The 22082-nt window shown below is 63.2% G+C and carries 20 protein-coding genes; 6 read left to right on the top strand and 14 right to left on the bottom strand.

The genetic code is table 11. The features are described from left to right. Positions 1–31 precede the first annotated feature (31 nt). From rbfA to E8F20_RS01140, 6 genes are all read left to right on the top strand, one after another. On the top strand, positions 32–421 hold the full coding sequence (gene rbfA, locus E8F20_RS01165; RefSeq protein WP_028630014.1) for a 30S ribosome-binding factor RbfA: 390 nt from the start codon (positions 32–34) through the stop codon (positions 419–421). A gap of 4 nt (positions 422–425) precedes the next feature. Further along, entirely contained in the window at positions 426–1343 is a 918-nt protein-coding gene (gene truB / locus E8F20_RS01160; RefSeq protein WP_280282068.1) for a tRNA pseudouridine(55) synthase TruB, read from the top strand. Between the two features lie 94 nt (positions 1344–1437). After that, positions 1438–1707 carry a 30S ribosomal protein S15 gene (gene rpsO / locus E8F20_RS01155; protein WP_111260160.1) on the top strand — a complete coding sequence of 90 codons (270 nt, stop codon included), beginning with the start codon at positions 1438–1440 and terminating at the stop codon, positions 1705–1707. Positions 1708–1860: 153 nt separating this feature from the next. Further along, a complete protein-coding gene (gene pnp, locus E8F20_RS01150) occupies positions 1861–3969 on the top strand; it encodes a polyribonucleotide nucleotidyltransferase (RefSeq protein ID WP_280282067.1) in 2109 nt (702 codons plus the stop codon). 89 nt (positions 3970–4058) lie between these two features. Beyond that, positions 4059–5474, top strand: a complete 1416-nt coding sequence (locus E8F20_RS01145) for a hypothetical protein (protein WP_280282066.1) — start codon at positions 4059–4061, stop codon at positions 5472–5474. Between the two features lie 210 nt (positions 5475–5684). After that, positions 5685–6044 (top strand): BON domain-containing protein, encoded by a 360-nt coding sequence (locus E8F20_RS01140; protein ID WP_280282065.1) that lies wholly within the window; start codon positions 5685–5687, stop codon positions 6042–6044. A 63-nt stretch (positions 6045–6107) separates the two neighbouring features. Here E8F20_RS01140 and E8F20_RS01135 read toward each other — a convergent pair whose 3' ends face one another. The 14 genes from E8F20_RS01135 to E8F20_RS01070 all read right to left on the bottom strand — a co-directional run bounded on the left by E8F20_RS01135 (position 6108) and on the right by E8F20_RS01070 (position 21808). Beyond that, positions 6108–7562 carry a rhomboid family intramembrane serine protease gene (locus E8F20_RS01135; protein ID WP_280282064.1) on the bottom strand — a complete coding sequence of 485 codons (1455 nt, stop codon included), beginning with the start codon at positions 7560–7562 and terminating at the stop codon, positions 6108–6110. A gap of 10 nt (positions 7563–7572) precedes the next feature. After that, positions 7573–7863: a DUF2845 domain-containing protein gene (locus E8F20_RS01130; RefSeq protein WP_280282063.1), complete on the bottom strand. Its 291-nt coding sequence runs from the start codon at positions 7861–7863 to the stop codon at positions 7573–7575. Positions 7864–7925: 62 nt separating this feature from the next. Next, on the bottom strand, positions 7926–8231 hold the full coding sequence (locus E8F20_RS01125; RefSeq protein ID WP_280282062.1) for a DUF2845 domain-containing protein: 306 nt from the start codon (positions 8229–8231) through the stop codon (positions 7926–7928). A gap of 56 nt (positions 8232–8287) precedes the next feature. Further along, positions 8288–8578, bottom strand: coding sequence for a DUF2845 domain-containing protein (locus E8F20_RS01120; protein ID WP_280282061.1), 291 nt, complete (start codon positions 8576–8578; stop codon positions 8288–8290). 8 nt (positions 8579–8586) lie between these two features. Next, the gene (locus E8F20_RS01115) at positions 8587–11505 is read right to left on the bottom strand and encodes a DUF748 domain-containing protein (protein WP_280282060.1); all 2919 of its coding nucleotides are present in this window, start codon (positions 11503–11505) and stop codon (positions 8587–8589) included. 91 nt (positions 11506–11596) lie between these two features. After that, on the bottom strand, positions 11597–12616 hold the full coding sequence (locus E8F20_RS01110) for a class I SAM-dependent methyltransferase (protein ID WP_280282058.1): 1020 nt from the start codon (positions 12614–12616) through the stop codon (positions 11597–11599). Between the two features lie 93 nt (positions 12617–12709). Next, positions 12710–13585 carry an oxygenase MpaB family protein gene (locus tag E8F20_RS01105; protein WP_280282057.1) on the bottom strand — a complete coding sequence of 292 codons (876 nt, stop codon included), beginning with the start codon at positions 13583–13585 and terminating at the stop codon, positions 12710–12712. Between the two features lie 62 nt (positions 13586–13647). Next, entirely contained in the window at positions 13648–15585 is a 1938-nt protein-coding gene (acs, locus tag E8F20_RS01100) for an acetate--CoA ligase (protein WP_280282056.1), read from the bottom strand. Positions 15586–15945: 360 nt separating this feature from the next. After that, positions 15946–17610 carry a glucose-6-phosphate isomerase gene (pgi, locus tag E8F20_RS01095; RefSeq protein WP_280282055.1) on the bottom strand — a complete coding sequence of 555 codons (1665 nt, stop codon included), beginning with the start codon at positions 17608–17610 and terminating at the stop codon, positions 15946–15948. A 70-nt stretch (positions 17611–17680) separates the two neighbouring features. Beyond that, on the bottom strand, positions 17681–18061 hold the full coding sequence (panD, locus tag E8F20_RS01090; protein WP_028630028.1) for an aspartate 1-decarboxylase: 381 nt from the start codon (positions 18059–18061) through the stop codon (positions 17681–17683). 80 nt (positions 18062–18141) lie between these two features. Next, positions 18142–19002, bottom strand: coding sequence for a pantoate--beta-alanine ligase (panC, locus tag E8F20_RS01085; RefSeq protein WP_280282054.1), 861 nt, complete (start codon positions 19000–19002; stop codon positions 18142–18144). Continuing rightward, on the bottom strand, positions 18999–19799 hold the full coding sequence (gene panB, locus E8F20_RS01080) for a 3-methyl-2-oxobutanoate hydroxymethyltransferase (RefSeq protein WP_280282053.1): 801 nt from the start codon (positions 19797–19799) through the stop codon (positions 18999–19001). The genes panC and panB overlap by 4 nt, the downstream gene beginning before the upstream one ends. A 102-nt stretch (positions 19800–19901) precedes the next feature. Next, a complete protein-coding gene (folK, locus tag E8F20_RS01075; protein WP_280282052.1) occupies positions 19902–20402 on the bottom strand; it encodes a 2-amino-4-hydroxy-6-hydroxymethyldihydropteridine diphosphokinase in 501 nt (166 codons plus the stop codon). Positions 20403–20404: 2 nt separating this feature from the next. Continuing rightward, positions 20405–21808, bottom strand: coding sequence for a polynucleotide adenylyltransferase PcnB (locus E8F20_RS01070; protein WP_280282051.1), 1404 nt, complete (start codon positions 21806–21808; stop codon positions 20405–20407). Positions 21809–22082 lie beyond the last annotated feature (274 nt).

Raw genomic sequence — 22082 nt, 5'->3', positions numbered from 1 at the left:
TGGCTTTTTAAGTGTTCATGAGTGATACGAAATGGCTAAAGACTACAGCCGTACCCAACGCATCGGTGATCAGATGCAGCGTGAACTGGCGCTGCTGATTCAGCGTGAGATCAAGGACCCGCGCTTGGGTCTGGTGACCATTACTGCGGTGGACGTGAGCCGCGACCTGTCCCACGCCAAGGTGTTCATCACCGTGATGGGCCAGGACGACAATGCCGAGAAGGTCGAGTTGAACCGCGACATCCTCCAGGATGCCGCCGGTTTCCTGCGCATGCAGCTGGGCAAGGCCATGAAGCTGCGCAGCGTACCGCAACTGCACTTCCACTACGACGCCAGCATCCGTCGCGGTGCTGAGCTGTCGGCGCTGATCGAGCGCGCTGTGGCGGAAGATCGCAAGCACCCGGGCAACGACGAGGAGTAATGGCGTGGCCCAGGTAAAACGAATCCGCCGTAACATCAGCGGCGTGCTGATCCTCGACAAGCCGCGCGGCATGAGTTCCAACGCTGCGCTGCAGAAAGTGCGCTGGCTGCTCAATGCCGAGAAGGCCGGTCATACCGGCAGTCTCGACCCGCTCGCGACCGGCGTTCTGCCGTTGTGCTTCGGAGAGGCGACGAAGTTCTCCCAGTACCTGCTGGATGCCGACAAGGGTTACGAAACCCTGGCTCAACTAGGGGTCACTACCTCCACGGGCGATGCCGAGGGTGAAGTGATCGAGCGTCGCGAGGTGACCGTCGGTCGCGGGGATATCGAAGCGCAATTGCCGCGTTTTCGTGGCGAAATCAAGCAGATACCACCGATGTACTCGGCTCTGAAGAAGGACGGTCAACCGTTGTACAAGCTGGCGCGTGCTGGCGAAGTAGTGGAGCGCGAGGCGCGTTCTGTTACTATTGCGCGCCTGGATTTGCTGGCGTGCGAGAATAGCCAGGCAAGATTGGCCGTAGCCTGCAGCAAGGGCACCTATATCCGTACCCTGGTCGAGGATCTCGGCCAGGCCCTGGGATGCGGAGCCCACGTAGCAGAACTGCGCCGGACCCAGGCAGGCCCCTTCGGGTTGGACCAGGCGATCAGTCTGGAGACACTGGAGAAGGCCCACGCCGAAGGCGGCAACGAGGCACTGGACCAGTTCCTCCTGCCGGTCGACAGCGGATTGGAACACTGGCCGCTGATCCAGCTGACAGAGCACAGCGCCTACTACTGGCTTCACGGTCAGCCGGTGCGGGCTCCGGAAGCGCCGAAGTTCGGCATGATGCGAGTGCAGGATCATACCGGTCGCTTCATCGGTATCGGTGAAGTGAGCGATGACGGGCGCGTAGCGCCGCGTCGACTGATTCGGTCGGAATGACCGATCCGAGGATGGCTGTTAATAGGCACGGTCAATCCTCTTTTTTGAACACGGGACACAGGTCCCGGCCTATTACTCTCAGAGGAAGCCCATCATGGCACTGAGCGTTACTGAAAAAGCCCAGATCGTTAACGAGTACAAGCAAGCTGAAGGCGATACCGGTTCTCCGGAAGTGCAGGTTGCCCTGCTGACCGCCAACATCAACAAGCTGCAGGATCACTTCAAGGCCAACGGCAAAGACCACCACTCCCGTCGTGGTCTGATCCGCATGGTTAACCAGCGCCGCAAGCTGCTGGACTACCTGAAGGGTAAGGACACCACTCGTTACAGCGCCCTGATCGGTCGTCTGGGTCTGCGTCGCTAAGCGACACAGATGAGCTGGAAGCTGGAAAACCGGAAGCTGGACATCGTTCCAGCTTTCGGCTTTCCAGCTTCTGGTTTTTTAGGGGATTGAAACGGGTCCGACTCCCGACACTCCCACCATTTCCCCCAAGGCAACACAGAGAAGGAAAACACCGTGAACCCGGTAATCAAGAAGTTCCAGTTCGGTCAATCGACCGTTACCCTCGAGACTGGCCGTATCGCCCGTCAAGCCTCCGGTGCCGTTCTGGTCACCATGGACGAAGATGTCACCGTACTGGTGACTGTGGTTGGCGCCAAGCAAGCCGACCCGGGCAAGGGTTTCTTCCCGCTGTCCGTCCACTACCAAGAGAAAACCTACGCTGCCGGCCGTATACCCGGTGGTTTCTTCAAGCGTGAAGGCCGTCCTTCCGAGAAGGAAACCCTGACCTCGCGCCTGATCGACCGTCCGATCCGCCCGCTGTTCCCGGAAGGTTTCCTGAACGAAGTGCAGGTCATCTGCACCGTGGTTTCCACCAACAAGAAGACCGATCCGGATATCGCCGCCATGATCGGTACCTCTGCCGCCCTGGCCATCTCCGGCATCCCGTTCAGCGGCCCGATCGGCGCCGCTCGCGTGGCCTACCACGAAGAGACCGGCTACCTGCTGAACCCGAACTACGAGCAGCTGAAAGCCTCTGCCCTGGACATGGTCGTTGCCGGTACCGAAGACGCCGTGCTGATGGTTGAGTCCGAAGCGCAAGAGCTGACCGAAGACCAGATGCTGGGCGCCGTGCTGTTCGCCCACCAGGAATTCCAGTCCGTGATCAACGCGGTCAAGGAGTTTGCTGCCGAAGCCGGCAAGCCGACCTGGAACTGGAGCGCTCCTGCCGAGAACACCGCCCTGCTCAGCGCCATCAAGGCCGAGTTTGGCGAAGCCATCTCCCAGGCTTACACCATCACCATCAAGCAGGATCGCTACAACCGCCTGGACGAGCTGCGTGACCAGGTCATCGCCCGTTTCGTTGGCGAGGAAGACGGTCAGTTCCCGGCTGGTGAAGTGAAGGATGCCTTCGGCCTGCTGGAATACCGCACCGTTCGCGAGAACATCGTCAACGGCAAGCCGCGTATCGACGGCCGTGACACCCGCACCGTACGTCCGCTGAAGATCGAAGTCGGCGTGCTGGACAAAACCCACGGTTCCGCCCTGTTCACCCGCGGCGAAACCCAGGCCCTGGTCGTTGCCACCCTTGGCACCGCCCGCGATGCACAGCTGCTGGACACCCTGGAAGGCGAGCGCAAGGACGCCTTCATGCTGCACTACAACTTCCCGCCCTTCTCGGTGGGTGAGTGCGGCCGTATGGGCAGCGCCGGTCGCCGTGAAATCGGCCACGGTCGTCTGGCCCGTCGTGGCGTTTCCGCCATGCTGCCGAAAGGCGACGAGTTCCCCTATACCATCCGCGTGGTTTCCGAGATCACCGAATCCAACGGTTCCAGCTCCATGGCTTCCGTCTGCGGCGCCTCCCTGGCCCTAATGGACGCCGGTGTGCCGATGAAGGCCCCGGTTGCCGGTATCGCCATGGGTCTGGTCAAGGAAGGCGACAAGTTTGCCGTCCTGACCGACATCCTCGGTGACGAAGACCACCTGGGCGACATGGACTTCAAGGTAGCCGGTACCGCCAAGGGCGTGACCGCGCTGCAGATGGACATCAAGATCAACGGCATTACCGAAGAGATCATGGAGATCGCCCTGGAGCAGGCTCTGGAAGCGCGCCTGAACATCCTCGGCCAGATGAACCAGATCATTGCCCAGTCCCGCAGCGAGCTGTCGGCCAACGCTCCGACCATGATCGCGATGAAGATCGACACCGACAAGATTCGTGACGTCATCGGCAAGGGCGGCGCCACCATCCGTTCGATCTGCGAAGAGACCAAGGCCTCCATCGACATCGAAGACGATGGCAGCGTGAAGATCTTCGGCGAGACCAAGGAAGCTGCCGAGGCTGCGCGTCAGCGCGTTCTGGGCATCACCGCTGAAGCCGAAATCGGCAAGGTGTACGTCGGCAAGGTCGAGCGCATCGTTGACTTCGGTGCCTTTGTAAACATCCTGCCGGGCAAGGACGGTCTGGTGCACATCTCGCAGATCAGCGACAAGCGCATCGACAAGGTAACCGACGTGCTGCAGGAAGGCCAGGAAGTCAAAGTCCTGGTTCTCGACGTCGACAACCGCGGTCGAATCAAGCTGTCGATGAAGGACGTGGAAGCTGCCGAGGCTTCCGGCGTCTGATAACCGCCAGCCGATAAAAGAGAGGGCCCCTTGCGGGCCCTCTTTTTTTGCCAGGAGAATGGCGAACCGCCATCGTACCTGGAACAGTCATGGACAAGACGCTCTGCCAGTACCACCCCGCCCAACCCTCGACGTGGCACTGTGTGCCCTGTCAGCGTCATTTTGGCGACTGCTGCATCCCACTCAATGCCGACGCCCCGGATGACAGCCCGGCGTGTCCGCTATGTCGTAGTCAGTTGACCTTCCTCGGCGCTGCCAATACTGCCCAGCCCTTCTGGGAGCGTCTGCCTCAATTCTTCGGCTATGGCATGCAGGCGGGACCGCTGGCGTTCAGCGCGCTACTGGCCCTGGCCGGCCTGTTCATGCCGCGCTCGCTCATTCTCTGGGTTGCCCTGTTGAGTGTCGCCACCAAGTACTTCCACAGTGTCATCGAGGCCAGTAGCGAAGGCGAGCGCGAGGCGCCGAGCCTGATCAGTGCCTTCAGCGGCGAAGGCTTCTCGCTGTTCTTCAAGCAGATGCTGGTGTTCGCCATCGCCTTCGGTGCGCTCTGGCTGGCCGCGGACTTCAACAGCGAGACCCTGTTCTGGGTGGTGAACATCGCTATCGTCCTGCTGCTGCCGGCCAGCATCATCCGTTTGGCGTTGAGCAAGGAACTGGGGGCGGCGCTGAGTCCCGACCAGGTCGGCGAGGTGATCAAGGCGATGGGCTGGCGTTACCTTATTCTCTGCGCCTTCCTCTTCATCCTCTGGCAGTCTCCCGGCTATGTGGCCTGGATGCTTTCCAGCGGTCTGCCCAAGGTGGTGCTGATGCCCATCGCCACGTTCCTGTTCGGTTACTTCGGCGTGGTGATGTGCAGCATGATGGGCTACGCCGTGTTCCAGTATCAGGGCGCCCTAGGTTTCGCAATTGCTGAAGAAGGCACCCAGCAGGGACTGCCGGAGAACGAATGGCGCCGTCGCAAGGCCCTGGCCGATGCCGAGATTCGCCTGAAGGAAGGACAGAGCGACGGCGCCCTGGAAACGCTCGCCAACGCGCTGCACCGCGATCCTGATGACCTGCGTCTGAATGAGCGCTACCACCAACTGCTGTTTGGCTTGGGTGCCCAAGAGCGTTGCCTGCGCCACCTGGATCATTATCTGCCCCTGGCCGCCCGGCAGACTCCGGCCCTGGCCGCCACCGCGGTGCTCAATGCCCGCCAATTCAAGGCCGACTTCCTGCCGGCTGACGCCCTGGTCTGCGAGCAGGTCGCCGCGGCGCTGCTGGATCGCCACAAAGTGCGCGAGGGCCTGAGCCTGCTGCGCAATCTCCACCAGCGCTTCCCTGATTACCCGCACATCCCTCGCGCTTACTTGCTCGCGGCCCGTGGCTTCGCTGAGGGCCTGGGGCAATTGGAGCCTGCGCAGAAGCTGCTGGCCTATGTCCGCGCGCGGTATCCCGCCTCGCCGCTGGTCGACCAGATCAGTGCGCTAGAAACCACCATTGCGCGGTTGAGCAGCTCTGGCTGAGGATTCGGGCTTCATCGTGCAGTCTGCAAGGCGAGCGGGGAGCGAACTTGCAGACTGCATGCAGGTTGATCCTGATTGATGAGCTTATGCCTTTGTTTTTATAGGGTTTTTCTGTTCTTAGGAAGCTGGCACAGGCCTTGCGACATTCTTGGTGACCCTGCAGTCGGGAGTTTGCTGCAGATGTTCCGAAGAAGAGAGGAGACCTACCTCATGAAACAGTCTTTCACCCAGTGGACCTTTGCCGCTGTCACTGCTGCCGCCCTGAGCCTGCCGTTCGCGGCCGGCGTCCACGCAGAAACCAGCGGTCACACGATGTTGGCAGCCAGCGAGACCATGCAGAAAGCCGAAGAGGCGGTCTCCGATACCTGGATCACCAGCAAGGTCAAATCCACCTTCCTGGCCGACAAGAACCTCAGCGGCATGGATATCAAGGTTGAAACCAACCAGGGCGTGGTCGCGCTGTCCGCGACGGTGAAGACCGATGCCGAGCGTGATCTGGCCATCGAGACGACCAAGAACATCAAAGGCGTCACCGCGGTTTCCGCCGACGGCCTGAAGTCCGCCGAGTAATTCCGGGTAGATCGGGTAGGAAGACAAGGCCCCGCAGTTGCGGGGCCTTGTCGTTGGCTGCGATTAGCGCGCCAGGTGCTGCTGGTAGAGGGCCAACTGGCGGGTCTGTTCCGCTTCGGGGAAGGCTTTGCGCAGGTACTGGCCCAGCTCGCTCACGCCGCGCAGGTCCTGGCGCTGCCCCAGTTGCTTGGCCAGTTGCAGCGTCAGGCTTGGGAGCTGAGACGGCACTGGGCTTGCCTGGCAAAGCCGGCGCCAGGGCGCCAGGGCGCGGGTGCTGTCGCCGGCCTTGATCAGTCGCTGCAGTAGGTGCAGGAGCACGGCGGGGTGCTGCAGCAGGCGTTGTTGCGGGTCGGCGACATCGTCCGCCAGTTTCTGCAGCAGCGGCAGAGCGGCGGTCTGCTCCGGCAGGTTGAACAGCTGCTTCAGTACGGCAGTCAGCAGCGGCTTGTCCTGGCGGCTCTTGGCCAGCGGATAGAGGCGTTCCAGCAGTGGCAGCCGGCCGGGATAGCGTTGCAACAGGTCAAGACCACGGGGGGCGGCCTGATCAAGGGCGAAGCGACTGATCAGTTGATCCAGAGCGGCGAGCTCTCGCTTGAAGGGGGCGTCCGGGTCTTCCTTGTTCAGGTAGACCTTGTCGACTTTGATCAAGCCCGCCAGGTGTAACAACCAGGTGGCGAGGAAGCCGAAGGCGAGGCCTCCGAGGTGGGCGTAGTAGTTCACGTGATCGTCGGCCGACAGCACGCCATACAGCTCCTTGCCGAGCCAGGCGGGCAGTATCCACAGGGCGGGCGCCTTGAAGTAACCGATCAAAGGGCCGAGCCAGTAGAAGAACCTGATCTTGCGCAGGCCGTAGATGCCGATGGTCATGCCCATCAAGCCTGAGACCGCCCCCGAGGCGCCGATACCTGCTACCCAGACCGGGTCCAGGGCCCACCAGAGCAGGTGCGAGGCGAGGCCGCTGGCCAGGTAGAGGCCGAGGTAGACCCAGCGCCCCAGGGCCGCTTCCAGCGCGAAGCCGCAGATGAACAGGAAGATCATGTTGCCCAACAGGTGATCGAAGCTGCCATGCAGGAACATCGCGCCGAACAGTCCTTGAACGCTGAACTTGTTGGGGATGAAGCCGAAGCGCTGGGCGCTGATTCTGTCCCGTGCCGCCTCGGCCTTCTGTCGCGCCTGCTGCCAGTCAGGGTCAGCTTGATAGGCCGGGGAGCGGTGCAGCCAGTCCTCGAACTCCAGGTCGCGGAGGATGATGGTCGCGAGGTCCTGGCGGCGCATGGCGTCGATGGCGCGGCGCTGGTCCGCGTCGAACTTCTCGCGTTCCACCAGGTGATCGACGAACAGGGCGCGCTCTCGATTGAGCAAGCCGCCATCCAGATAGAGCTGCTGCGCCTCTTGTCCCCGCGCCTGGTCGCCGCCCTGGTAGACGATGTAGATCAGCGTATTGAGCAGGATCAGCAGCAGGGTGATGACCGGCGGTCGTCGCCAGTCCAGGGGTTGATCGGCAGGGAGAATGATCATCGCGCGCGCCTCAGTCGCGCTTGCTATCGATCTGGTTGAGGCGGCCGCCAACGAATCTCAGGTAGTAGTACATGCCGTTGCTGGGACCGTAGACCCATTCTTCCGTCTGCATCTCCTGGCGTCCGCTGCTGGTTTCCGTGTAGCCAATAAAGCTGCGCGAAGCGGGGTCGCCGCACTTGCGCTGGACCTCGACGCTACGGTCGCCGACGCTGACCAGTTTGCTTTCGCAGCGGAAGGTGCTGGCATTGGCCTCTGAGGCCAGGAGAAGGGCGGTTGCGAAGAGGCAAACGAGGGCTTTCATTTGGCGGGCATCCTGTCCTGAGGTAAACAGCCGAAGAGCCTAGCATCCAGTCTGAGAGCCTGTCAGTTGCTCCGTTTACTGCTGATATTGCGCAGGCGATTACCCTCGAAACGGAGGAACTGGTACATCCCGTTGCGCGGCCCGTAGATCCACTCTTCCACTCGCACCTCGTTGCGCATGTTGTACCTGTCGACCACCTCCCGGAAGCCCAGGTCTGCGCGGCTGACTGGCTCGCCGCACTTTTCCAGTACTTCGCTGGTCGTGTCGTCAAGGCTGATGAGGTTGCTGTTGCAGCGCAGGGTGGACGATGCCTGGGCGTTGCCCAGTGCCAGCAGCAGGGGTAGCCAGAGCAGGGGGCGGGGTTTCACGGGGATGTCCGAGTTGGTGGAGGTGTTTAAAGCCTACACCGGGTGGCCTTGTGGCGTCAGCGGCTGCGCCGTGTTTCGATGCGCACCAGGCGATTGCCCTCGAAGGTGAGGATGCTGAGCATGCCGTTGTTGGGTCCGTAGACCCACTCTTCCACGCTGAACTCGCGTCGGTCGTAGGAGCCCAGGGTGTAACCGACCAGGTCGCGATGCACCGGCTCGCCGCACTTCTGTAGGACTTCGAAGGTGCGGTCGCCGATGCTGATCAGCTTGCTGCCGCAGCGCATGGTCTCGGCCCCGGCCGGTGTGGCCAGGACGAGCGCCAGCAGGGCGAACGGCAGCGTGCGCATGGGGCCTCCTATTCACTGTCCAGATGCAGGGGCGAGATCACCTCTCCAGCCTGGTTGGGCTCCACCAGGCTGACGTCCAGCAGGAAGATGCGGTCGTCTGCGAGGCCGCCGCGATCCACCAGGTAATCCTTGATGCTGGCGGCGCGAGCTTGGCCCAACTGGCGGAGCAGCAAATCGCTCTGGGCCCAGGAAACCAGCACGGCCTCGCGCAGTTTGGCGGCGCGCTGGTCGCTGTCCAGGTCTTTCCACTCGGCCGGCGGCTGCTGCTTCAGGCGGGTGCGGTAGATACCTTCCAGCATAGGCGCCTTCTCGTCTTCCGGGACTTCGATCTGGCTGGCCTCGGTCGGAACCTTGTCGCCCCGGCGCTGGGCGATCTTGTAGTAGGTGCTCTGGAACTCCCGATTCAGGCGTTGCTCCGCCAGCAGGGGACCGTCGACGGTCTTGGCGCTGGCGCCTTCCACTTCCAGGCGCAGGGTTGGACGCTTTTTCAACGCGTCGGCCAGGGTATCCAGCGACTTCTGTGCCTCGGCGTCCAGCTCGCTGCTGCCGGCCGGGAAGGGCACCTGGCCGAGGTCTTCGCTGCTGCCGCCCACCAGCCCGGCGACAAAGTTGAACGGCGCCTGCACAGCGCGCAGCACCAGGTTGCGCAGGGTCTGCCAGACGATCGGGGCGACGCTGAATTGCGGATCGTTGAGGTTACCGGCCACTGGAAGCGAGATATCGATCTTGCCTTCGGTGTCCTTGAGCAGGGCCACAGCCAGGCGCACCGGCAGGTCGACTGCGTCGGGGCTGGAGACCTGCTCACCGAGCTGCAGCTGTTCCAGTACCAGATGGTTCTCGGCCTTCAACTGACCCTTCTCGATCTGGTAGTGCAGGTCCAGGTTCAACCTGCCCTTGCGGATGCGGTAGCCGGCGAACTTGCCGGAATAGGGCGTCAGGGTGGTCAGCTCTACACGCTTGAAGCTGGTGGCGATGTCGAGGCTGTCCAGCGGGTCGAAGGGGTTCAGGCTGCCCTTGATGGTCACTGGCGCATAGCGGTCCACTTTGCCGTTCACCGCTACCTTGGCGGGCTTGGGATTACGGTTGTCGAGGGTGCCGATTTCGCCATTGAGCTGCTGGATGGCGGTGGCGAAGTTCGGCGTCAGGCTGAAGTCGGCGAAGTTCGCCGAGCCGTCCTTGATGTCGATGCCACCGATACGAATACCCAGGGGCTTGCCGGCGGGTTCCGGTTTGGTGGGGGCGGTGGCTTGGGCGCCGGCTTCGGTAGGTTGCTTGATCACCAGGTCGCTGGCGTTGGTGGTCAGGTCTTCGTTGATGATGAAGCGCGCGTAGGGCTGGTTCAGGCTCACCTTGTCGATGTTCAGGCTGTCGCCATGCTGGTAGTTGAGGCCATCCACCAGCAGCTGCTGCCATCTGACGAAATCGCGTTCCTTGATCGTATCCAGGGTATGCAGCTGGTTGACCAGCGCCCGGCCGGTGATGCCCAGGGCCAGCGGCTCGGTGCTCTTGAGGTCGACGTTGACGTCGCTGTCGAGCATGCCGCTGCGCAGTTCCAGGCGCACGAAGGGGCTGAGGTAGGCCTGTGCGACCCGCAAATCGACGTCGCGGGTCTGCACCTGCAGCTTGGCAGTGGTCGGTTTGAGCTGGACCTGGCCAACCGCCTGCACCTTGCCCTGCTTGCCGAGTCCGGTGTCGAGGCTGAGGTTGAAGGGTGTTTCGCCGCGACTGTCGAAGTCCTTGAGGTCGAGGTTCAGCGGGCCGAGTTCCAGTTGTACCGGGTCCTTGGGTACTCGGTCGGCGAGATGGACCTTGTAGCCGCGCAGCTGGGTTTCACGCAATTTCACTACCCAGGGTTTGCCGGGTTCGTCCTTGGACTCGGCCTGGTCAGGTGCGGGCTTCTCTTCGGCCTTGGGCGCGGGCTTGGCCTCGCTGGCGAAGAGCTTCTGCCAATCGAGCTGGCCATCCGATTCTCGGGCAGCCCAGGTCTCCAGATTCTGGCTGTGGATCTTGCCGATCAGCACTTCCTGCTTGACCAGGTCCAGGGAGCTGTCGCTGACCTCCAGCACTTCCAGGTTGACCAGTGGGCGGTTGTCCGGCGCCTTGATGGCGAAGGGCGCGACCTTGATCCAGATCTTGTCCAGATTCAGCTGGGTGCCCTCGGCCAGGCTCAGCCTGTAGTCGGTGGACAGGCTCATGATGCCTTTATCCAGGACCAGGGGCACGGCGTCGCGAACATAGGGCCAGAAGGCCTTCATCTTCCCGTCAGTAATCTTCAGCTGGCCGCTGGAGGAAAATGGCACCAGGCTGATCTGGCCCTGCCAGTCGACACGACCGCCGTAGGGACCGGTGGCCACGAGCGACATTTCGGCATTGTCGTCGGGCAGGGTACTGAGGTTGTGCAACTCAAGGTTGAGGGAGTCGTAGACGAATTCGATCGGCTCGCTCGGGCGCTGGTCTTCGAAGTGCAGGCCGCCTTCGCTCAGCTCGATGCGGTCGATTCGCAACGGAAAGGGATCGCCCGCGGGCTCTTCTGGCTTGGGTTCGCTGGGCGGCAGCTTGAACAGCTGGGCCAGGTTGAGCGTCCCATCCTTGGCAAACAGCACCTCGGTGGTGGACTTGTCCAGCTCCACATCCGCCAGGTGCAGGGCATTGGACCAGAGGCTGTCCAGTTGCAGGTTGGCGTAGAGGCGCTCGAAGCCGAGATGCTCGGTCTTGTCGTCGCCGATGTGCAGGCCCCAGAGCGTCAGCTCCAGGCTGAAGGGGTTGAGCTGGATGCGTTCCAGCCGCGCGGGGACGGTGGCGTATTGGGCCAGTTGCTGGTTGGCCACCCGAAGGGCGATCCCCGGGATGATCAGAAAACCAAGCAGACTGTAGAGGGCTACGACGATCAGCAGGGCGCAGGCGGCCCGTTTCAATCCTTTGTACATGAGGCGTCAACTATCCCGGCAAAGAGTGCCTTGGATTATGGCACGGCCTCAGGGTTCCGCCTGACGGTTGGCTCTCGTTGTCGCACAGCCTTCAGAGTTGAAGAACCAGGGTCTTGAGCGGTGGGCGGCCATCGCTTGAGGGGAAGTCGGAAGCGGGTGCCAACTGCTGGCAATCGCGTACCGGTCGACCCAGTTTGCTGGCACAGCGCAGCACTTGCTCGCGCCAGTCCTCCATGGCCACTCTGGCCAGGTTGTTGCTGCACACCAGCACGCCATTCTCGGCGGTCGCCAGCAGGGCAGGCTTGAGCAGGCTCTGGTAGTCGCGTAGCAGGTCCACGGTACCGAAGGCGCTCTTGGCCCAGGCCGGCGGATCGAGGAACACCAGGTCGAACTGGCGCTGTTCCAGGCGTATGTAGCTGGGCAGGCGCTGGCCGTGGCGGCGGGCGATGGGCTGTCCGGCCAATTGGCGGATGGCAGGGAAGTAATCGGACTGGATGAAGTGCATGGGCGCCAGCTCCGGGTTCAGCGCACCATTCTCGCGGCCGACGGCCAGATTGCCCTCGGCAAAGTCCAGGTTCCAGACCTCGTTGGCGCCACCGGCGGCCGCACACAGGCCGACGCCACAGGTGTAGGCGAAGAGGTTGAGTACTGATTTCCCGGCGCTGTTGTCCTTGACCCAGCCTCGGGCGTTGCGCAGGTCGAGGAATAGCAGCGGGTCCTGGCCGGGATGGCGGCCGCGTACCCGATAGTTCAGTCCCCATTCGCGACCCACCAGGTCTTCCAGGGCTGCGGCGTCAGCCTGGTACACCGGGTCCCGGCGGTCGACGCGCGAATTGCCTTGGGAGCGGTCGTTGTAGACCAGCATCAGTTTCTCGCCGAGGAACGCGTCCACCTCGGCGGCCAGTGCTAACAGCGGCTCGCGTTCCAGTGACTGGTGGAAGCTCTGCACCATCAGCTGCGGGCCGTAGCGGTCGACGGTCAGGCCGGGGGCGCCTTCCTGGCTGCCATGGAACAGCCGGTAGCAGTCGGTGCCTTGGGCATGGAGTTCGGCCAGCAGAGGCTGACGGGCGTCGAGGGCGGCGCGCAGCGCCTGGGAGAGAGCGGAGGACATGCGCGGCGTCTCGCAAAAAGGGGCGCGCAGTTTAACAAAGCGAGTCTGCCGTGGCGCGGTGCCGGTCGAAGCGGATTGTCGCCCGACCCACCGCTAGCGGGGCGGCAGCCCCATGCGGCGGCGCGCGCGATGGACGGCACCATTGCGCATGGCCCAGCGCAGCAGCGGTGCCACCTGCCAGACCAGATCGCGTACCACGCGCCGCTGCCAGGGGTGCTGGTGCAGGCCGAGCATGGCGTTGGCCCAGTCCGGCAGCAGGTCGATTCCCGCCTGCATCATCAGGACGCCGAACGGCTTGGCCATGGCGCTGGGTGCCGGGGCACCGAGAAGGAGGCGCACCACTTCCAGGCTGCGCTCGTCGCAGAGTAGCTGTGGACGCATGGCGTCCAGGTAGTCCGCTACTTCCTGGCGGGACTTCGGTACCTCTTCGGCGCCCAGACGCTCGGCGACAAGGGCGATCTCGGCGTAGTAGCGGTCCTGGTCTTCGCCCGAGAGGTGTGGGTTGAGGTAGCGCAGGTGAGCCTTGAGAAAGCAGCTGACCTCGGCCACGTGGACCCAGGTCAGCAGGGCCGGGTCGCTGGCAGCGTAGGGCCGGCCGTCAGGGGTGGTGCCGACCACCTGCAAGTGGATGGTGCGCACCTTGTCAATCAGCCAGTCGGCGTCCTTGACCGTGCCAAAGGTGGTGCCGGAGATGAATTGGCCGGTGCGGCGCAGGCGACCGAGCATGTCCTCGCGAAAATTGGAGTGGTCCCAGACACCGGAGAGCGCCAAGGGGTGCAGCATCTGCAGAAGCAGCGCGCTGATGCCGCCGATCATCATCGAAGTGAAGTCGCCATGGACTTTCCAGGTCACCGAGTCTGGGCCGAACAGGCCAGGGTCGCCCTTGGGGTTCTCGAAGTCGAGCTGGCCGAGGGCGAGGCCGGTGAGGCCGGTGATCTGGCTTTCGATGCGGCGGCGAATGAATTCCATGGGAGAAGCGTTTCCAAGCGAAAGGCGCCAGCCCCCCGGAGGAGCTGGCGCCATGGCGGGTCTTACGGGTTCAGGCGCTTGTCGATCAGGCTCTGCACCACCGACGGGTCGGCCAGGGTGGAGGTGTCGCCGAGATTGTCCAGCTCATTGCAGGCAATCTTGCGCAGGATGCGGCGCATGATCTTGCCCGAGCGGGTCTTCGGCAAGCCCGGCGCCCACTGGATCAGCTCGGGCTTGGCGAAGCTGCCGATTTCCTTGCTGACCAGGGCCAGCAGTTCTTTCTTCAGCGCTTCGGAGGGTTCCAGACCCTTCATCGGCGTGACAAAGGCGTAGATGCCCTGGCCTTTGAGGTCATGCGGGTAACCCACCACGGCAGCCTCGGCTACGGCGTCGTGCAGCACCAGCGCGCTCTCCACCTCGGCCGTGCCGATGCGGTGGCCGGAGACGTTGATCACGTCATCCACGCGGCCGGTGATCCAGTAGTAACCGTCTTCGTCACGTCGGGCACCGTCGCCGGTGAAGTAATAGCCGGGGTAGGCGGAGAAATAGGTATCGATCATCCGCTTGTGGTCGCCATAGACGCTGCGAATCTGGCTCGGCCAACTGGCCTTGATCGCCAGGACGCCGCTTCCGGGGCCGTCGATCTCCTTGCCTTTCTCGTCCAGCAGCGCGGGCTGCACACCGAAGAACGGGCGGGTGGCCGAACCGGGTTTCAGCATCGTGGCGCCGGGCAGCGGGGTGATGAGGATGCTGCCGGTCTCGGTCTGCCACCAGGTGTCGACGATGGGACAGCGTTTGTCGCCAACCACGTTGTAGTACCACTCCCAGGCTTCCGGGTTGATCGGCTCGCCGACACTGCCGAGCAGGCGCAGGCTGGTACGGGCGGTCTTCCTCACCGGGTCTTCGCCTTCTCGCATCAGTGCGCGGATGGCGGTGGGGGCGGTGTAGAAGATGTTCACCTGGTGCTTGTCGATCACCTGCCAGAAGCGAGAGGCGTCCGGGTAGTTGGGTACGCCTTCGAACATCAGGGTGGTGGCGGCGTTGGCCAGGGGGCCGTAGACGATGTAGCTGTGACCGGTGACCCAGCCCACGTCCGCGGTGCACCAGTAGATGTCGCCATCGTGATAGTCGAACACGTACTTGTGGGTCATCGCCGCACCCAGCAGGTAGCCGCCGGTGGTGTGCAGCACGCCCTTGGGTTTGCCGGTGGAGCCGGATGTGTAGAGGATGAACAGCGGGTCTTCGGCGTCCATCCATTCCGGCGGGCAGTCTTCGCTGGCCCCGTGCAGGGCCTCGTGATACCAGAGGTCGCGTCCTTCGGCCCAGTCAATCGTGCCCTGGGTTCGCTGGACCACCAACACCGAGGACACTTTCGGACAATCCTTCAGGGCCTTGTCGACGTTCTGCTTCAGCGGGACGTACTTGCCACCGCGTACGCCTTCATCGGCGGTGATCACGGTGCGGCAGTCGGCGTCGAGGATGCGGTCGCGCAGGGCGTCAGGGGAGAAACCGCCGAACACCACCGAATGCACCGCGCCGATACGTGCGCAGGCGAGCATGGCGTAGGCCGCTTCAGGAATCATCGGCATGTAGATGCAGACCCGGTCGCCTTTCTTCACGCCACGACTCTTCAGGACGTTGGCCAGGCGTGCGACATGGCTGTGCAGCTTGCGGTAGGTGATGTGCGCGGACTCGCTGGGGTTGTCGCCTTCCCAGATGATGGCGACCTGTTCGCCGCGCCGCTCCAGGTGGCGATCGATGCAGTTGTAGGCGACGTTCAACTTACCGCCTTTGAACCACTCGGCTTCGCCCTTCTTCAGGTCGCTGTGATGCAGTTGCTCCCAGGGCTTGAACCAGGTGAGAAAGCTGGTTGCCTGCTCGCCCCAGAACAACTCGGGCTGCTCGATGGACTGCTGGTAGAGACGCAGGTAGGCATCGTTGTCGATAAGGGCGTGCTTGCGCACGGCATCTGGCACGGGGTGAAGGCTGATCTCGTACATGGCGGGGTCCTTGTTGTTGTGTAGCCGCGATGGCGACAAGGGTGCATCCAAGCCGTCACCGGGTTCAAGGGTGTCCACTGAGATTTGAACCCGAGGCCCGCCGGATCGTTCAGCGCTGCGGATACTCGAACTGGGTGGCCCCCCTGGCAGCCTCGCTGGCGACGAAGGCGGTGAGAACCGGGGCGTCGCGGTGGTGCAGGACGGAAAAGACCAGGTTCGGTAGTGCAATAACCTGCGCCCGGCGTTTGCTCCGGAGATGGGGCTAACGCCTTGCGCCTACCGACAGCGGTTCTGTCGGTAGGCGCAAGGGTTGGGGCCTACCTGCGGTCCGGTCAGGGTGGGCCTCCTGTGGGGTGACGATCAGCCGCGATGGCGCGCGCGGAAGAAGTCGATCAGGCCCTGGGTAGAGCCGTCTTCGGCTTGGGCTTCGTCCTGGCCCGTGAGGCGCGAATAGACGGCCTTGCCAAGTTCCTTGCCCAGTTCCACGCCCCATTGGTCGAAGGCGTTGACGCCCCAGAGCACACTCTGCACGTAGACCTTGTGCTCGTACATGGCGATCAGTGCACCCAGGCGGCGCGGGCTGATGCGCTCCACCACCAGGGTGTTGCTCGGGCGGTTGCCGGGCACCACCTTATGCGGCGCCAGGCGCTGCACCTCGTCTTCCGGCAGGCCCTTGGCGCGCAGTTCGGCTTCGGCCTCATCGCGCGACTTGCCGAGCATCAGGGCCTGGCTCTGAGACAGGCAGTTGGCGAACAGCCACTGATGGTGGTCGGCCACCGGGTTGTAACTGGACACGGGGACGATGAAGTCCGCCGGGATCAGTTGAGTGCCTTGATGCAGCAACTGGTGATAGGCGTGCTGGCCGTTGCAGCCGACTCCGCCCCAGATCACCGGGCCAGTGCCAGCGGTCACCGGGGTGCCGTCCTGGCGCACGCTCTTGCCGTTGGATTCCATGTCCAACTGTTGCAGGTGATCGGTGAAGTTACGCAGGTAATAGTCGTACGGCAGGATCGCGTGGCTGTGTGCGCCCCAGAAGTCGCCATACCAGACACCGAGCAAGCCAAGGATCACCGGGATGTTGCGGTCAAAGGGCGTGCTCTGGAAGTGCTGGTCCATGCTGTAGGCGCCGGACAGCAGCTCCTTGAAGTTGGAGATGCCAATGGACATGGCGATCGGCAGGCCGATGGCGGACCAGAGCGAGTAGCGACCGCCGACCCAATCCCACATGGGGAAGATGTTCTCTTCGCGAATACCAAAGGCGATAGCCGCTTCCTTGTTGCTGGATACGGCGATGAAGTGCCGGTACAGCTCTTCCTCGCTGCCGCCCTGGGCCAGGTACCAGGCGCGCGCGGCCTGGGCGTTCTTCAGGGTTTCCAGGGTGCCGAAAGACTTGCTGGAAACAATGAAGAGGGTGGTTTCGGCGTTCAGGCGGCAGGCCAGTTCGCGGAACTCGCTGCCATCGATGTTGGCCAGGTAGTGGCAACGCACGCCTTTCTGGGCGAAGGGCAGCAGCGCTTCGGAAACCAGTTGCGGGCCGAGGAAGGAACCGCCGATGCCGATGTTCACCACATCGGTGATGGGCCTCTCGGTGTAGCCGCGCCACAGGCCGTTATGCACGTAACCCACCAGCTCGGTCATCTGGTGCAGGACGCGGTGTACTTCGGGCATCACGTCGATGCCGTCGACCCGCACCTTGTCCCCAATAGGGCGGCGCAGGGCAGTGTGCAGTACCGGGCGGCGCTCGGAGGCATTGATCACGTCGCCACGAAACATGGCCTTGATGGCGTCGCCGAGCTGGGCTTCTTCCGCCAGCTTGACCAGCAGGTCCAGGGTGTCGGTACGGATCAGGTTCTTCGAAAAGTCCAGCAGCAGGCCACAGGCGCTGTGGCTGAATTGCTTGAAGCGCTCGGGGTCTTCGGCGAAGGCCTGGCGCAGGCTGAAGCCAGCAAGGTCCTGGCGATGCTGGTGGAGCGCAGCCCAGCTGGGCAATTGGGTGACATCGAGCGGCGTCAGGTGGTGATCCATGGCGTACCTGTGTGCGACGTATGAAAAAGCCCGGAAAGGTCCGGGCTTCGGGTCATGCAGCTGTCCGGTCTCAGGCGACCTGTACCGGAATCGCGTTGCTGGTGTGGCTGAGTTCGTTGCCCGGAGCCATGTACAGCATACGCGGTTTGAAATTGGCCAATTCGGCCTCGCTGTAGTGGGCGTAGGCGCAGATGATCACGCGATCACCTACCTTGGCCTTGTGAGCCGCGGCACCGTTCACCGAGATCATCCGCGAACCGTTTTCAGCGCGAATGGCGTAGGTGGTGAAACGCTCACCGTTATCGACGTTGTAGATCTGGATCTGCTCGTATTCGCGGATACCGGAGAGGTCGAGCCATTCACCATCGATGGCGCAGGAACCTTCGTAATCGAGCACGGCGTGGGTGACTTCGGCGCGGTGCAGTTTGGCCTTTAGCATGATGGCGTGCATGGCATTTTCTCGTCGTGGCGCGGGCGGCGGCTGAGTTTGCCCGAACCCCCGAGGGGGTTCAAGGCTGCGGCGGGAGTTGGTCAGGCTTGCGCTTCGAGGGTGAAGGCAAGGTTGTCGATCAGTCGGGTGTTACCCATGTAGGCGGCACCGAGGATCACCAGTTGCTGGTCCTGGCTGCCTGCGGGGCGCAGGTTCAGGGCCTCGCGGACTTCCAGGTAGTCAGGGCGAAAGCCCGCCTTGGCCAGTTCGGCCTGGCCTTCCTGTTCCAGCGCGGCGAAGTCGCGGCGGCCCGCGCGGATGGCCGAGGCCAATTGCTGCAGGGTGCGATACAGGGCAGGTGCGGCGGCGCGCTGGGCGTCGTCCAGGTAACCGTTGCGCGATGACAATGCGAGGCCATCGTCAGCGCGAACCGTGGGCTCGCCGATGATCTGGATCGGCATATTCAGGTCTCGCGCCAGCTTGCGGATCACCGCCAACTGTTGGAAGTCTTTCTCGCCGAATATCGCAAGGTCAGGCTGGACCATGTTGAACAGCTTGCTGACCACAGTGGCAACGCCTTCGAAATGGCCAGGACGGCTCCCGCCACAGAGACCCTCGGATACCAGCGGGACGTTGACGCGGGTCTGGCCTTCCATGCCGTCCGGGTACATTTCTTCCACGTCCGGGTGGAACAGCAACTGGCAGCCCGCGGCGACCAGTTGCTCCTGGTCGGCCACCAGGGTGCGCGGATATTTGGCCAGGTCTTCGCTGGGTCCGAACTGCAGTGGGTTGACGAAGATGCTGGCGACCACGAAATCGGCGCGTTGGCTGGCTTTTTCCACCAGGGCGATGTGCCCGGCATGGAGGTTGCCCATGGTCGGCACGAAACCGATGCGCTTGCCTTCGCTACGCGCACGGGCGACGGCGGCACGCAGTTCGCGGACGGTTTTAACGGTGATCATGCGGAGAATCCGTGTTCGGCGGCAGGGAAGGTAACGTCCTTGACGGCTTGTACATAGGCAGCCAGGGCAGCCTGGATGTTGGGCTGGCCTTCCATGAAGTTCTTCACGAACTTGGGCGCGCGGCCGGTGAGGGAGAGCCCCAGCATGTCGTGCAGGACCAGCACCTGGCCATCGGTGGCGCTGCCGGCGCCGATGCCGATCACCGGGATTTTTACCGACTGGGTGATTTCAGCGGCCAGCTCACTGGGTACGCATTCCAGCAGCAGCATGGCGGCGCCGGCCTGCTCGAGGGCCATGGCGTCGGCGCGCAGTTGGCGCGCCTGGGCTTCCTGGCGGCCCTGGACCTTATAGCCACCGAGGATGTTCACGGCTTGCGGGGTCAGGCCCAGATGGGCGCAGACGGGGACGCCGCGTTCGGCGAGCAGGCGGATGGGCTCGGCCAGCCAGGCGGCACCTTCCAGCTTGACCATGTGGGCGCCGGCCTGCATCAGGGCGGCGCAATTGACGAAGGTCTGTTCGAGGTTGGCGTATGCCATGAACGGCAGGTCGCTGATGATCAGCGCGCCCTGGTTGCCGCGCTTCACGGCTGCGGTGTGGTAGACCATGTCGGTCACACTGACCGGCAGGGTGCTGTCATGGCCTTGCAGGACCATGCCAAGGGAGTCGCCCACCAGCAGCACATCCACGCCGGCCTGGCAGGCAGCCTGGGCAAAGGTGGCGTCGTAGGCTGTCAGCATGGCGATTTTCTCGCCTCTCAGCTTGAGCTCTTGCAGGGTGGTCAGGGTCACATCAGGCATGAAAACGTCCTCATCGGCGCCGTTTTGCACCGGCACGGGGCAACGGGACGCTTATAGTCCCGATGGGGGGGCATGAAGTCAATTGCAGGTGTTACCGACCTGTTACGGCGTTACCGCCAGGTCGGGAAGGCGCTCGAGGCCTTCGAAGGCACAGTCGTCCAGCAGGGCCTGCAGCGGGCGTCCATCGGGCAATTGCAGGTCGCCGGCGATCTCTGCCAGGGGATAGAGCACAAAGGCGCGGGCGTGCATGTGGTAATGCGGAACCTGCAGCCTGGGCTCATCGATCTGGCGTAGGCCGAACAACAGGATATCCAGGTCCAGGGTCCGCGGACCCCAGCGCTCATCCTTGCGCACACGCCCTTGGGCGAGCTCGATGCGTTGCAGGGCGTCCAGCAGGTCCAGGGGCGCGAGGTCGGTATCCAGGGCTGCCACGGCGTTGACGTAGCGGGGTTGGTCCGGCGGGCCGAGAGGGTCGCTGGCGTAGAGCGAGGATACCGATGCGAGGCGCGTCCGGGGCAGTTCGCCCATCGCCGCGAGCGCTCCGCGTAGCTGGGTAACAGGCTCGGCGAGGTTGCTCCCGAGGCCGATGTACACGCGTTCCATGATCAATCGCCCGAGGTGCCGGGAGCGCCATCGCTGCGTGGGCCGCGCCGGCGGCGACTACCGCCACGCCTGCGGCGCTGTCCGGGGGGCTGGTCGTCCTTCGTGTTGAGCTCGCGAATCATGTTACGGCGCTGGCTGTCGCTGGCGTCCTGGTAATCGGTCCACCAGTCGCCGAGGCCATCGGTTTCTTCGCCGGCACTTTCGCGCAGCAGGAGGAAGTCGTAGCCGGCACGGAAGCGCGGGTTCTCCAGCAGCAGGTCGGCGCGTTTGCCGTTGCGGCGTGGCAGGCGTTCCTGCATGTCCCAGATTTCGCGGATCGGAATGCTGAAGCGCTTTGGAATGGCGGTGCGCTGGACCTGTTCCATGATCAAGCCGTGTGCCGCTTCCTGCATGGCCGGGATCGGTGGCATACCACGCTCCTGCAGTTGCGCGGCGCGGGCGGGCATGGCCGGCCAGAGCAAGGCAGCAAAGAGGAAGGCGGGAGTAACCGGCTTGCCCTGGCGAATGCGTTCGTCGGTGTTGATCAGCGCCTGGCGGATCAGGCGGCCGGTGTATTCCGGGTCGCGTTCCAGGGCTTCGGCGCTGGCCGGGAATAGCGGGGCGAAGAGGTCGTATTGCACCAGCAACTCGAAGGTGCGTTCGGCCTTGCCGCCGAGGAACAACTTGAGCACTTCGTCGAACAGGCGTGCCGAGGGAATCTCACGCAGCATGGGGGCCAGGCTGCGAATGGGCGCCGCGCTGTGCTTCTCGATCTCGAAGTCGAGCTTGGCGGCGAAACGCGCGGCCCGCAGCATGCGGACCGGGTCTTCTTGATAACGCTGCTCGGGTATGCCGATCAGGCGCACCAGGCGGTTGCGAATGTCGTGCACGCCATGGGCGTAGTCGAGGATGCGCTCGGAGGTCGGGTCGTAGTACAGCGCGTTGATGGTGAAGTCACGGCGCTGGGCGTCATCCTCCAGGCTGCCATAGACGTTGTCGCGCAGGATGCGGCCGCTTTCGTTGCGGGCGGCCTGGTTGCTGTCTTCTTCTTCCTCGCCTTGCGGATGATTGGCGCGGAAGGTGGCGACTTCGATGATCTCCCGACCGAACTGCACGTGGGCCAGCTTGAAGCGGCGGCCGATCACCCGGGCGTTACGGAATTCGGCGCGGACTTGTTCCGGGGTGGCATTGGTGGCCACATCGAAGTCCTTTGGACGCAGGTTCAGTAGCAGGTCGCGTACGCAGCCACCGACCAGATAGGCCTGGTAGCCGGCTTTCTGCAGGCGCTCGACGACTATGACGGCATTGCGGCTGATATCTGCACGGCGCAGCGAATGCTGATTGTTGCCCAGTACTTCGGGTGTGCTGCGCGGATGTTGGGCACGGCGAAGGGGAGAACGGAAAGACTGGAACAGCTTCTTCAGCATGGGATGCACTGTTTTGCGGAATGGACGGCCAGAAAAGGATATGGGCGCACGATGGCCGCGAATTCTAGCACTGGGAGGGGGCATGTAGAAGAAAAGGTCTGAAAGGAGTCAAAGCTACTGGGGGAGCCGAAGCTCCCCCCCAAATTGGTGCGTGCTTTGTTTTTATTGTATCGGGCTTGGTGTTTTTGTTGTTCGACCCGCTCCAGCAGGCTTTCTGCCTCTGGAAATGCCCTCCAAACGAGGGTTAATAGCAAACGGATTGCTTTGGACGCTG

Source organism: Pseudomonas sp. BN415 (assembly GCF_029871195.1).
Lineage (GTDB): Bacteria > Pseudomonadota > Gammaproteobacteria > Pseudomonadales > Pseudomonadaceae > Metapseudomonas > Metapseudomonas resinovorans.
The sequence above is the reverse complement of the archived record's forward strand: the minus strand, read 5'-3'. Positions and strand labels throughout refer to the sequence as shown.